This window comes from Pseudomonas sp. NPDC008258 (assembly GCF_042956345.1).
GTDB lineage: Bacteria > Pseudomonadota > Gammaproteobacteria > Pseudomonadales > Pseudomonadaceae > Aquipseudomonas.
In genome coordinates, this window is the sequence record NZ_JBIBGE010000046.1 from 26,151 (window position 1) to 38,456 (window position 12,306).

General features: G+C 58.0%; 10 protein-coding genes and 1 pseudogene. 3 read left to right on the top strand and 8 right to left on the bottom strand.

Annotated features, from left to right (window positions below; genetic code table 11):
* Positions 1-210: 210 nt before the first annotated feature.
* The 3 genes from catA to ACFY9W_RS26515 are packed head-to-tail and all read right to left on the bottom strand — an operon-like array spanning position 211 to position 2,636.
* The gene (gene catA / locus ACFY9W_RS26505) at positions 211-1,146 is read right to left on the bottom strand and encodes a catechol 1,2-dioxygenase (protein ID WP_391137008.1); all 936 of its coding nucleotides are present in this window, start codon (positions 1,144-1,146) and stop codon (positions 211-213) included.
* 51 nt (positions 1,147-1,197) lie between these two features.
* Positions 1,198-1,488: a muconolactone Delta-isomerase gene (gene catC, locus ACFY9W_RS26510; protein ID WP_391137011.1), complete on the bottom strand. Its 291-nt coding sequence runs from the start codon at positions 1,486-1,488 to the stop codon at positions 1,198-1,200.
* Positions 1,489-1,514: 26 nt separating this feature from the next.
* Complete coding sequence (locus ACFY9W_RS26515; RefSeq protein WP_391137014.1) at positions 1,515-2,636, bottom strand: muconate/chloromuconate family cycloisomerase; 1,122 nt, start codon at positions 2,634-2,636, stop codon at positions 1,515-1,517.
* A 134-nt stretch (positions 2,637-2,770) separates the two neighbouring features.
* Here ACFY9W_RS26515 and ACFY9W_RS26520 point away from each other — a divergent pair, with 134 nt between their 5' ends.
* Both ACFY9W_RS26520 and ACFY9W_RS26525 read left to right on the top strand, forming a co-directional pair.
* The gene (locus ACFY9W_RS26520) at positions 2,771-3,652 is read left to right on the top strand and encodes a LysR substrate-binding domain-containing protein (protein WP_391137016.1); all 882 of its coding nucleotides are present in this window, start codon (positions 2,771-2,773) and stop codon (positions 3,650-3,652) included.
* Between the two features lie 106 nt (positions 3,653-3,758).
* Positions 3,759-4,298, top strand: a pseudogene (locus ACFY9W_RS26525) (IS5 family transposase); the annotation flags it as partial.
* 929 nt (positions 4,299-5,227) lie between these two features.
* On the opposite strand, the gene ACFY9W_RS26530 reads toward ACFY9W_RS26525, so the two are convergent.
* From ACFY9W_RS26530 to ACFY9W_RS26545, 4 genes are all read right to left on the bottom strand, one after another.
* Entirely contained in the window at positions 5,228-6,571 is a 1,344-nt protein-coding gene (locus ACFY9W_RS26530; RefSeq protein ID WP_391137019.1) for a hypothetical protein, read from the bottom strand.
* Positions 6,572-6,863: 292 nt separating this feature from the next.
* Positions 6,864-9,284: a TonB-dependent siderophore receptor gene (locus ACFY9W_RS26535; RefSeq protein ID WP_391137022.1), complete on the bottom strand. Its 2,421-nt coding sequence runs from the start codon at positions 9,282-9,284 to the stop codon at positions 6,864-6,866.
* A 73-nt stretch (positions 9,285-9,357) separates the two neighbouring features.
* Complete coding sequence (locus ACFY9W_RS26540; protein ID WP_391137025.1) at positions 9,358-10,308, bottom strand: FecR domain-containing protein; 951 nt, start codon at positions 10,306-10,308, stop codon at positions 9,358-9,360.
* A gap of 1 nt (position 10,309) precedes the next feature.
* Positions 10,310-10,834 carry a sigma-70 family RNA polymerase sigma factor gene (locus ACFY9W_RS26545; protein ID WP_391137028.1) on the bottom strand — a complete coding sequence of 175 codons (525 nt, stop codon included), beginning with the start codon at positions 10,832-10,834 and terminating at the stop codon, positions 10,310-10,312.
* A gap of 178 nt (positions 10,835-11,012) precedes the next feature.
* Between ACFY9W_RS26545 and ACFY9W_RS26550 the strand changes: the two genes are divergently transcribed.
* Positions 11,013-11,579, top strand: coding sequence for a hypothetical protein (locus ACFY9W_RS26550; protein ID WP_391137031.1), 567 nt, complete (start codon positions 11,013-11,015; stop codon positions 11,577-11,579).
* 192 nt (positions 11,580-11,771) lie between these two features.
* Here the strand turns inward: ACFY9W_RS26550 and ACFY9W_RS26555 are convergent, their stop codons facing one another.
* Entirely contained in the window at positions 11,772-12,047 is a 276-nt protein-coding gene (locus ACFY9W_RS26555) for a hypothetical protein (protein ID WP_391137034.1), read from the bottom strand.
* Positions 12,048-12,306: the final 259 nt, after the last annotated feature.

The window sequence follows — 12,306 nt, forward strand, 5'->3', positions numbered from 1 at the left end:
AATGCACAGAGAGGGTATGCATGACCAAGGACCTTTATTGTTATTGGAATCACGGGATGGCAACTACCGGACAGCGAGCCTGACGCAACGCATGGCAAGCCGATGATGTGACCGGTGTAACGGCAAAGCGGTACAAGCGCCCTCATCATCAAATACCCACGACAAGGGCGTCGCGTCCTGGATCGATATGGTTAAATCCAGGCGCGTGAATCAGGCATCCTGCAGCGCCCGCGGGCGGTGGCTGCGGGCTTCGGCCTCTGGTGCCCGGGCGGCCTGCAGGTGGAAATCGAACGCCAGCTCGGCAAAGCGCTCACCCTGCACCCCACGGTCACGTGCGCCAGCAGCATCCTCGACAAACCGCAGGTCGCCGATCAGCCCGTCACGGGTGGCATAGGCAAAGTCATCCCACAGGTACTTGTCACCGGCAAAGTTGATCTGAGTGGTCAGGTGGCGGTGACCTGGCGCCGAAATGAAGAAGTGCACATGCGCCGGACGCTGGCCGTGGCGACCCAGCAGGTTCAGGCATTCCTGGGTAGGGCCTTGCGGATCGCAGCCATACCCTGACGGTACGATGGAGCGTGCGCGGTAGCGGCCTTCGGCATCGGTAATGATACGGCGGCGCAGGTTGTACGCGGACTGGGTCGAGTCGAAATACGAGTAGGTGCCATTGGTGTTGGCGTGCCAGAGGTCGACCGTGGCACCGGCCAGCGGCTTGCCCTGTGCATCGAACACCTGTCCCTGGAGGAACATCACCACACCCGGATCGGTACCGTCATCCATGCGGGTCTCGCCCTGCGCGATCGGTGCACCGGCCACGTAAAGCGGGCCTTCGATAGTCCGCGGGGTGCCGCCACTCAAGCCGGCCTCGGCATCCCTGGCCTCTTGCAACAGGTCGATGAAATGCTCGATGCCCAGGCCTGCGACCAACAGGCCGGCTTCGTTACGGCCACCCAGGCGGTTCATGTAGTCGACAGCGTGCCAGAACTCGTCCTCAGTGATCTCCAGTTCTTCGATCAGGCGTGCGGTATCTTGCAACATGCGCAGGATGATCTGCTTGAAGCGCGGATTGCCTTCTGCATGATCCAGGCCGGCCACCTTGGTGAAAAATGCCTGGATCTCGGCAGTTTGAGAGATCTTCACGGTCATGACGCTTACCTCGAATTGTTGTTATCAGGTATTTGGGGCGCTGAATCCTGATCAGCGGTCGTCGCTGTGAATCGATGAAGGATGGCGGCACAGACCATCGACTTCTATTTCCATGTAGGGGAACAGGGGCAATTGCATCAGCGTGTCGTGCAGCGCCTCGACACTGGCTACGTCAAATACGCTGTAATTGGCGTAGTGCCCTGCAATACGCCACAGGTGACGCCAGGTGCCCTCGCGCTGCAGACGCTGAGCCAGTTCCTTTTCATCGGCCTTGAGCTTGGCGGCTTTGGCCGGGTCCATGTCGACGGGAAGCTTCACGGTCATCTTCACGTGGAACAGCATGCTTGATCTCCTTGCTTGCTATGCAATCAGCGACGGGCGAAGCGCGCCAGGCGCTGTTCGTCCAGGGTCAGGCCCAGGCCTGGGATACGTGGAATGTGCAGCTGGAAGTCACGGTACTGAGGCGGCTCGTTGACAATTTCCTCGGTGAGCAGCAGAGGCCCAAACAGCTCGGTGCCCCAGGTCAACTGGCGCAAAGTGAGAAAGGCATGTGCCGAGGCCAGGGTGCCGATCGAGCCTTCGAGCATGGTGCCGCCGTACAGGGCGATACCGGCGGCCTCGGCGATTTGCGCGGTGCGCAGCACCGCACGCGGGCCGCCGTTCTTGGCAATTTTCAGGGCGAAGATGCTGGCGGCGCCGTCGGCGGCCAGGCTGAAGGCGTCTTCAACACTCTCGATCGACTCATCGGCCATGATCGGTGCCGGGCTGCGCTTGTTCAGGCGCACCTGGCCGCCGCGGTTGATGCGCGAGATCGGTTGTTCGATCAGGTCGATGCCGTTGTCGCCGAGCACCTGGCAGGCGTGCAAGGCCTGGGACTCGTCCCAGTACTGATTGACGTCGACACGCACGCTGGCACTGTCGCCAAGTTCGCGCTTGATCGCCACCACGTGCTTGAGGTCCTGCTCCACCGGGTTGGCGCCGATCTTCAGCTTGAACACCCGGTGCCGGCGAATTTCCAGCATGTGCAGAGCTTCGGCGATGTCGCGGGCGGTGTCGCCACTGGCCAGGGTCCAGGCCACTTCCAGGCTGTCACGCACGCGCCCACCCAGCAGTTCGCTGACCGGCAAGCCCAGGCGCTTGCCCTGGGCGTCGAGCAAGGCACTTTCGATACCCGACTTGGCAAAGGTGTTGCCCTTGGCCAGCTGGTCCAGCTTGAGCATGGCAGCATTGATGTTGTCTGCCGCCAGCCCGACCAGCGCCGGGGCTAGGTGTGCGTCGATGTTGGCCTTGATGCCCTCGGGGCTTTCGTAGCCATAAGCTAGGCCGCCAATGGTGGTGGCTTCGCCGATACCTTCCACGCCATCGCTGCAGCGAATGCGCAATACCACCAAGGTCTGCTGCTGCATGGTGTGCATCGCTAGCTTGTGCGGACGGATGGTGGGAAGGTCGACAATCACTGCATCAATCTGTTCGATTATGGCGTTAGACATCTGTCATCTGGTCCGGGAATGGCCTGATCAAAAGGATGATCGAGGCTAATATTTACTTGATAATTCAAGCATTACGCGCCCCCCCCGAAAGCGTCCAATATCAAATAAATCTGCAACCATACCTCGGAGGTCTGATGGAGCTTCGTCACCTTCGCTATTTCAAGGTCGTAGCAGAAACGCTCAATTTCACCCGCGCCGCCGAGCTTCTGCACATCGCCCAAACGCCGCTCAGTCGGCAAATAGCCCAGCTTGAAGCGGAGCTACGTACGCTGCTGATCCATCGCGAGCGGCCTCTGCGCCTGACCAAAGCCGGGCGCTTTTTCTACGAACAGACTTGCACACTGCTCGAACAGCTGGACAGCATCAGCGAGAGCACACGCCGCCTTGACCAAGGGCATAAGCAATGGCTTGGGATAGGTTTTGCACCCTCCACGCTGTACGCCGTCCTGCCGGAGCTTATCCGAGAACTGCGACAGAACGCCGAGCTAGAACTCGGACTGAGCGAGATGACCACGCTCGAACAGATTGATGCGCTCAAGAGCGGCAGGATCGACATCGCATTCTGTCGACTGCGCATCGAAGAACCCGCCATTTTTCAGATGACTCTGCTGGAGGACCCGCTTGTCGCGGTACTGCCCCATGGCCATCCTCTGGCTGGGAAACCAGTGAGGCTGGACCAGCTTGCACAGGAGCCATTCAACCTTTACCCCTCCAGCCCCAGGCCGAGCTACGCAGACCATGTGTTGGCGCTGTTCGCACACCACGGCATGGGCCTGAAGGTGAACCAATGGGCGAACGAGTTGCAAACAGCGATAGGCTTGGTCGCCGCTGGCGTTGGGGTCGCTCTGGTACCCTCATCGGTGCAGCAGCAACATCGGACTGACATCAACTACGTAAAGCTGGCTGACACCAGCGCTGTCAGCCCCATCATCCTGAGCCGGCGCGCAGGTGACGTGAGCCCACTGATCCAGCGATGCCTGAACTTTATCGAACAAGTTCGACAGCGAGCCAACTGACAAAAATACGCAACCGCCTCACATGACGACACTACGCTGTTCGAGGCAATGAGATACCGTTGAGCACCCTGCTGGGCGACCAGGGAATTTGCGATCAAGTCAGCACAGGCCGCTTGGCCTACAACTGGGTACGATTGTCGATGCCACGATCATCCATGCACCCAGTTCGACCAAGAACAAGGAAGGCAAGCGCGATCCAGAAATGCATCAGACGAAGAAAGGCAACCAGTACTATTTCGGCATGAAGGCCCACACCGGCGCGGATGCCGAATCGGGACTGGTACATCATGACACCGCCGCGAACGTGGCCTACGTAACGGAAGTAGTACAGCTGCCGCATGACTCAGAGAACGTCACCTATGCTGATGCGGGCTAAACCGGCGTTGAGAAAAGACCAGAGCACAAGGTACAGATCAGTGATCTAGCAGATCGCTGCGCGACGCAATGCTTACCAACGTTGGGCAAACGTAGCGCGCTCTGCAAATCTAAGCGCAAGATCGAAAAGACCACGGCGCAAGTGAGGGCGAAAGTGGGGCATCAATTTCAGGTTTTCAAATATCAATTTGGCTATGTAAAGACTCGCTTTCAGGGCTTGGCCAAGAACGCGGCGCAACTGACCACGCGGTTTGTGCTGTCGAGTTTATAGGTGGTGCGCGGCATTATTGTCCACCGCAAGAGAGAAGCACCTGTAGCGCGCAAGAGGCAGACTAAAACCCTATTATGAGCCGATTGAGGGCCGAAGAATTGGTCTGGCTGCGTAAAAACGCTGCTCATTGCGTGCTCAAGGCAACTTGTTCGGAGCTTCCTTGAGTGGCGGGGTTGAAATTTTCCGAAAATTTATGTGGGATGGCGAGCACATCGCCCCCGATGAAAAATATAGTAGATAACCCACCTGTTACTCGCAATGGTGTGATTCCCCGGGATGCTTGCCTGCTGCCCATGGGTTAGCGAAAGCTTCAGTGTGACTGTGATCACAGAGTACGGTTGTAGTGGCTGCTAGCGACAAGATCTGTCGCGGTTCATCTCGAGCCAAAGAACCAAAACTGGCATGCGTGGTCACCAAAGTTGGATCCGAAAATGATTTCGGAACCCGGCTCGCTCGAAAGAGGCCCCATACCATCGCCCCCGCCAGCGATTCTAGGACGAACGCAGCGGGAGGCTGTGTGCCATGACTTCAATCAGAAGCTCTTACCACCCGATTGATGCCGCGATTTTGTGGTGTGATCTTGGCGCTTACCAAGAAGAGATTTTGCGCGTCGACGTGTCCCAACCAGGTTGCCTGCGAAAGCATTTCCCCAAGTGGCCCTCTTTGGAGAAGATCGTCCCCGCCACGATCTCGATGATCAATAGGTTAGACAATCGCAGGCGTTTTCACACAGCCTGGGTCGAAAACGGCCAACCGTGTCTGATTTCCCGGCCTTACAGCGCTCAGGTGTTCATCGATCATCACGCTGCGAGGCGAACAGGATGGGGATCGAGTCGAGGAAATGAAGTTTCTCAGGCACCTTCGTGTTCAGGCCAGGCGGGTTGATCGTCTCTCATATTGCGATATCGGCCAACGCCCAGCCTGACCTGTCAGCCACACGCCCAATCCATTTCCATCTTCGTCAAATCCAGTTGCGCATTGCCGCTACCGAAATTGAAGCCCCCAAAGTGCTCCTCGAACTCAAGGTAAAAGGGGCCGAACGCTGGGTAGCTCTGTACGGGGAACATCGTGCCGCCCAGATGATTGCGCCCACCTAGCTGCACCAGCCCAAGCCCCTCACTTTGCTCACCGCTGAAGGCAGGAACGTAGCCGCTATCTTTGCAATCGTCTTCCCTTTCTCGTGGTGGCTTGCCCACGTTTGGATCACCTTCGCGTACCTGCGCACGGATCGCGAACGCGGTATCGATACCCGCTGCCGGTCCACTGCCTGGTAGCCAGCCGAAGGCAGGGGTGGCAGGGTTGCGAACTTTGTTGTCGAACAGGTACTCGGCGTAGCTCAGGTGGAGCCAGCCCGGCGGCTTGCCCAGCAACGGGTTGCCTTCCAGTGTGGGTACAGGGCAGATATCGCCCTCGAACTCAGCCTGGGTCAGCCATATGCCCGCATACTGGGTGCCCAGGATGTCGGTCATGTCGAACCGCATCGGATGGCGTGCCTGTCGGTGTTGCCAAAAGGGTATCAGTGCTCCATCGCCTGGAGGCTGGTCCAACAGTTCGCTGGCGAAATACGCTTCGATCGCGGAGCTGGAGGGTAACTCTTCGTACTGGTCATCCACGAACACGCTGAGTGCAACGTAATCTTCCCCTTGAGTGCGGTATTCGCGGGGCAGGTATAGCGTGAATGCATGGCGTAACGGGTAGCCGAGACTTTCGCTCAACGGCCACTGGCGCTGGGTGATGCCTGGAGGGAGGCCAAGGCTCCAGCCACCTGACCAGTGCTCGCCGCGACCGCTCTTGGGCAGCAGGTATTGTGGGGCTCGTAGCAAGTCATAGGCAGTTTTCAGGTGAGGGTCTGCCAACAACTTTTCAGGCTCAGGGTAAATGGCACCCGGCTGGTGGATTTCCAGGGCGCCAACCTTCTGATTGCTGACGCGTGCCAGCAGCACGAACCCTTCGCCCGTTCTATCGCTGTACTCGGACTGTTGGCCGAGTTCGGGTGTAGGCGGTAACAGACGCAGACCGGGACGTGCCGCCAGGGCATCGGCCAACGGCATGCCGATGTGTAAGCCTTCGATCATCACCGTTGCCGGGAAGGTCCTGTAGAAGCTCACTTTGCCGAGCCTGCCGGCAGCATCCACCTGAATGCCAAACCCTCTTGAAAAGGTACCTGGAACTCGGCCGTAGCCGTCAGGGGGCAACCATTTCTTGCCCATCATGCTGGCAAGTGAATCGACGGGTACTCCTGGGCGCAACGTAGCAATCCGGGCTACTTTCATGATGCTGGGTCCTCTGTGCTGAGGTAACGGAAGTACCTCATGTGCTTCATTCTTGAAGGGCGCTTGGAGCGGAAATTCGGATGCTCTGCTTGCCCGATGTGACGCGCGATGGACAGAAAAGTTGCAGGCATGGCGCGAAAAAACAGTTGAGTAACGGTGTACCGATTTACCTGAAGAACCTGCCGGCAGCTTATTGGACACGCCGGTGCTCAACCTCCAAATCAGTGCCCCTCTGTACGCCTGAGAAAGCGAGTGTGCCGGACGAGGTGGAAACGGCCCGGCATCTTCTGCTTCAGTAGGTGTACTTGAGGGTCGCCGTCAGGTTGCGAGGCGCGCCATACACTCCGGCACTGGTCGTGCTGTAGTACTCCTTGTCGAATACGTTATTCAAGTTCAACGCGGCAGACAGGTTCTTGTTGATGTCGTAGCGCGCCATCAGGTTGGTGACAGCGTAACTCGGTTGCTCGTAGTAGCTAAGATCGAACCCGGTCTTGCTCTGCCAGTTCACGCCGCCACCTATCGTCAGCTTGTCCAGCGGGCCGGACAAACGATACGAGGTGAAGACCTTGAAACTGTTGCGGGGGATCTGGGTGGCGATGCGCTCGTTGTCCGAATCGGTACTCACACTGTAGGTATAGCCACCCGCCACTTGCCAGTTCTCGGCCAGCTCGCCGTTGACTTCCAGCTCGACGCCTTTGGTGGTAGTGCCTTCTTCGCCCACGTAGGCTTGCCAGCCAGCAGGCGTGAGGTTGGAACCGTCCGCCACGGCCAGGTTGTCCTGTTCGAGCTTGAACAGCGCCAGGCTGGCGTTGAGTTTTCCGTCGTTGAACGCGGCCTTCACGCCTGCCTCGTAACCGGTACCTTCAAGAGGTTCCAGGTACGACCCGGTAACCGTCTGCACCGACTGCGGGTTGAAGATCTTCGTGTAGCTGGCGTACACCGCCCAGATATCGTTGATGTCGTAGACGACGCCACCGTAGGGTATGAAAACGCCGCTTTCTTTACGCGATACCTTGTTGTAGTAGCTGCCGTCGAAGTAGCTGGTTTCATCCGACTGCTTCCAGTCGATAACCCGACCGCCCAGGATCATGGTCAAGTCGTCGGTGACATGAAATCGCGAGGTCAGGTAGGCCGCGTACTGGTTTTCCTTGAAATCCTGTTCGCCGTACTGGGTGAAGTTCGGCTTTGCGACTTTCCCATTCCACTCGTAGATGCTGCCGATGGTGCCATCATAATCACCACCCGGGCGAATCCAGCCGCCGTAATCCGGGGCATTGACGTTGTGGATCTGTGACAGCGTGACACCAGTGATCAACTCATGTTCACGCCCCAGCAATTGAAAAGGGCCGGTGAAGTAAGCGTCGACAGCATCCTGCTTGGGGTGGCCTTTGAACTTGTTCGGCATCACATAGGCGCCAAGCCCAGTGGTGCGGTCGATGTCGCCAGCCAGGTAGACGATCTCAGAGTCGTACTTGTTCTCGTTATGACTGTACTCGACCTTGCCGCTCCAACCATTGTCGAAGGTGTGTTCGAGCGAGGTGAAGAAGGTGGTCTGCTCGTGATCGTAGTAGTTCCAGTCGGCGGCGGTATTGAAGGCGCGCTTCAGGTCGGTGCTGCTACCGTCGCTGAATTTCAATGGGAACCCACTGCGCGGCGGTTGGTTGGTGTGCACGGTCAGGTAACTGAAGCCTGCCGTCAGCAAGGTGTTCTCGGTCAAGTCGAACTCGGTGATGCCGTAGACCAGGTTGCTGTCTTGCTTGAAACGATCAATCCAGGCGCGCTCGTTGTTGTAATCCAGCACCAGGCGGCCACGGACGTTGCCGGTTTTGGTGAGTGGGCCGGACACGTCGATCGTGGTGCCGTAGCGGTCCCAACTGCCGGCATCGCCCAAGATCGAGAACTGCGGGTCGTAGGTCGGGCGCTTGCGGATCAGGTTGATCGTCGCCGAGGGCTCACCCATGCCGCTGATCAGACCGGTCGCACCGCGAACGACCTCGATGCGGTCATACATCGCGGTGTTCTGGGTGTAGTTGTCCAGCCGCGAGGAGGTGGGTACACCGTCGATCTCGTAGTTGTTGATGGCAAAGCCGCGAGAGTAATAGCTGTCGGTGTCGGCACCCAGGCCCTCACGAATCACGGTGATTCCCGAGGTAGCCTCAAGCGCATCAGTGAGATTGGTCAGGCGCTGGTCCTGCATGCGTTGTTGGGTGATCACTGAAATGGATTGAGGCGTTTCCTTGATCGGTATGTTCAGGCGCGTAGAGCTACTTGATGACTGCGTGGTATACGAACCGGTGCCTTCGGTGATCGAACCGGGCGCCTTGCCGGAAATGGTAATCGCGCTCAGGTCGAGCGCACCAGAGACGGGTGCGGCCTGCTGGAGCTGGTAACCATCTTCCGTAAGCAGCGCTATCAGCCCGGAGCCTTGCAACGCCTGGGCAAAACCGCCTTCAGTGGTGAAGCTGCCGCGCACACCGGGGCTGGTCAATCCATAAACCTGTTGTGTCTGGAAGGAAATGGGGGCCCCACTGGCCTGCGCATAACGACTGAGCACTTCGCTCAACGGTCCGGCCGCGATGTCATAGCGCTGCACGCTTTGCTCGGCCAGTGCGCTTGCAGGTAGTGCCAGTGTTAGCGTGCATAGGGCCAGACGCACGGCCAGGTAGAGGCTGCGCGGGGCAGAACGGGGCAGCGCTCGAATCGGCGAGTTCATGTTTTCGTTACTCCTGATGGTGTTGGCCATGGGAGGACGGACGAAATACGAAAACACGAAATGATTATTGAAATTATCTCTCACCCGCAGTGGGCTTCAGGGTTACACGGGTGACCCAAGGGGTGTATTGGCTGACCTGGATCGGCAAGGTGCGTTGCAACAGTCGCAGTGCCTGTTGTGGATCATCCAGCGGCAGCATGACCGTCACTTGCATGCCTGCAAGGGGATCATGATCGACCCACAGCAGACCTGGGTAGTGCCGCGACAAGCGCGTCAGCACATCGCTCAGCGGCTGATCTTCAGCCAGCAACTGGTGCTTGCGCCAAGCCTGTTCGACGGCGTCAGCCTGTACGTGTTCGACTTTGCCAGGGCCCTTTGCGTCAAGGCGCACGCGCTGGTTGGCGGTGAGGTTCAATGATTGCCCGGCACTGTTGATGGCGGTGGTGGATTCAATCATGGTCACTTGCGTCGAATCGCTTTGCCGTTCCACCGTGAAGCGCGTGCCAAGCGCCCGCACGCTGCCATGCGCAGTGACTACCAGGAACGGGCGAGGATCCTTGGCCACGTCGACCAGCACTTCGCCACGCAGCAGCTCGATTCTCCGTTCACCTGCGTCGAAGTGCACGTTCACCGCCGAGCCACCGTCCAGATGGATCTGGCTGTCGTCGTCCAGTCGGCGGTCGAGCCAATCTCCGCCAGATGTACTCAGGTCCGCCAGCAGATACCCCTGATGCCAACAGGCTGTGGTGATCCACGCCGCAGGCACCAGTGCAATTGCCAAGGCCAAGGTTCGCACTTTGCCTGCCAGGGGCGCTCGCGGTGCTTGGCGAAGGGCTTTTCCGGCAGCGTTGCGGGGCAGTTGTTGCAGTGAACTCAGGCGCCCCTGCAAGCGGGCGACCGCTGCCGCATGCTCAGGGGCAGCGCTCAGCCAGGCTTGAAACTGCGCCTGTAGTTGCGCGTCGTTCTGGTTGTCGAGCAACACCAGCCAGTTGGCTGCCTCGCGCAGGACCGTGTCGGGAGTCATTTCAGGCACCGCTCATCTCCATGACGGCGTCGCAAGCCAGCATGGCTTCGACCAGGTCGGCCTGTACGGTTCTCACCGAGATGCCGTGGTGGCGTGCGATGTCATCCTGAGAAAAGCCTTCAAGATGGCGGAGGATGAACGTTTCACGAATTCTGGGCTTCATGCGTGACAAGGCTTGGTCGATACGTTCGAGAAGCTCGATGGCCTGTAGGATCTGTTCAGGAGAAAACGCCTGATCCATATGCTCGACATTGCCTGCAAGCTCTTCCCGGTAAGCCTGCTCCAATCGCACGCGGCGGCCATTGTCGATCAAGATCCGCCGCGCAATCGTGGCAAGGAACGCGCGTGGCTCACGAGGAGGCTCATATCGCCCGGCGGTGAGTACGCGGTAAAACGTGTCCTGGGCGAAATCCGAGGCCTGATGCGGACATTGCAGGCGACGACGCAGCCAAGTCACCAACCAGTGGTGGTGACCCGCATACAGTTCACCAATGTCGTCGGAAGAGGTTAATCGCGGTCGATCCATGATAGCGGGCTGTAAATGAGAATTAATCTAAATTATCATCTTTCAAACGCCCTCGCCACGCCGTTATCAGTGATAGCCATGGGGCGATCGCTGCGACACTTCGGCATGGCTTGAGTCGTCGAACCGCTGGGTTAACCTTCACTACAGCTACCCCACCCTCAAAGGAGAATAAACGGCGATGGGCCTATTCGATCGATTGTTTGGTGGCCGCTTCACACAGCCTCCACCCGATGAACCACGATTGAGCGACGCCGCGATAATGCGTGAGCTTCATCCATTCGGTGCGCAGCTTAAAATGTTCACTCATGCCCTATTGGCACGCCTGCCTGAAAAAGAACGCGCGCGTCTCGTCAGAAGGGTATCGCGCTTTTACAACCTGGGTGAGGAGCCAGCCACCGCGCTGGTCAGTGGCCTTTTGGACGCGGAGAAAGGTCAGTCACTCGATCATCTTGTGCTCATGGCTGTAGACGTGCGCGGCTTCGATGATTTCGAGTACCTGGCACCGAAACTGGTTTCAGCTAGCGGTATTGAACAGGTCTATGCCTACCCACTGGAGGGGATGCCCACAATGGCGCAGGTGCTGGTCGACTTCGATCAATGGCTGGCTGGGTTCGGAAAGCGCTTTGTGCATGTAGACACGGGCGGTGCGGATTATGTGGGCTGCATAGTTGAGCAAGATTCCGTCGAAAGCCTGATCGCGCAGGCCAAACAGGCAGGTATCGATGCTCGGTTCAGTCCCTTTTGATGCTTATTCTCAGGCCGTTTTCGAGCTGACCTTACTCAGTTCGCCTAGGTCCTCAACACCAAGCAAGGTCCGCTTCGGGTCGAAAACAGTCAATCGCGACCGGCCGCTTTCGACCCATAGCAGCCCTTTGAAGTGAGCAACTCACGGCGTTGGTTCCCCAGCGAATAATGCCGGTAGATTCCTGATCAATCCTCAAACGCAGGCGTAATTGCGGAGGAAGGCCCTAGCCAACATACCATTGAAGTCCTCCAGCTTGCTGAGCCTCCACGCTTCCCCGATGCTGATGAATTCACGATTAAGATACCCTGCAAATTCAGTGTTTATCAGGGAGCGGTCCATTGCCAACACGCCCCACTCTTCGAAAGCACTTTCATAGGCAAGCCATTCATGAGTCGGGCTGAATACCAAGTGCGGCAGTTCCAGCGGCGTGTTTGGTGGGCGGAATGATTGGCGCTGAAGCTCAAACACACTCTCCTCTGTGGAGCTACCATCGAACAGCCTGCCTGTGCAATCAGGGGTACCCCATGAAAACAGAACTCCCATTCCACTTGAGAATTGCCGATGGCTCTCGATCAACAGACTTTCGAGCAGGCCCAAGTCAGAAAGAAGCGACCGTTCAAAGAACCAATAATCTAGGCTCTGTCTGAAATCCCAAGAAACTCAAATATGGCCCTGGAGCAGCTTGGGTTCTGTACAGTCGCCGACCATCTACGGAAAGGAATTCTGT

Coding starts and splice junctions, on each gene's coding strand:
- catA (WP_391137008.1), bottom strand. CDS start 1,146: ATGACCGTGAAGATCTCTCAAACTGCCGAGATCCAGGCATTTTTCACC.
- catC (WP_391137011.1), bottom strand. CDS start 1,488: ATGCTGTTCCACGTGAAGATGACCGTGAAGCTTCCCGTCGACATGGAC.
- ACFY9W_RS26515 (WP_391137014.1), bottom strand. CDS start 2,636: ATGTCTAACGCCATAATCGAACAGATTGATGCAGTGATTGTCGACCTT.
- ACFY9W_RS26520 (WP_391137016.1), top strand. CDS start 2,771: ATGGAGCTTCGTCACCTTCGCTATTTCAAGGTCGTAGCAGAAACGCTC.
- ACFY9W_RS26530 (WP_391137019.1), bottom strand. CDS start 6,571: ATGAAAGTAGCCCGGATTGCTACGTTGCGCCCAGGAGTACCCGTCGAT.
- ACFY9W_RS26535 (WP_391137022.1), bottom strand. CDS start 9,284: ATGAACTCGCCGATTCGAGCGCTGCCCCGTTCTGCCCCGCGCAGCCTC.
- ACFY9W_RS26540 (WP_391137025.1), bottom strand. CDS start 10,308: ATGACTCCCGACACGGTCCTGCGCGAGGCAGCCAACTGGCTGGTGTTG.
- ACFY9W_RS26545 (WP_391137028.1), bottom strand. CDS start 10,834: ATGGATCGACCGCGATTAACCTCTTCCGACGACATTGGTGAACTGTAT.
- ACFY9W_RS26550 (WP_391137031.1), top strand. CDS start 11,013: ATGGGCCTATTCGATCGATTGTTTGGTGGCCGCTTCACACAGCCTCCA.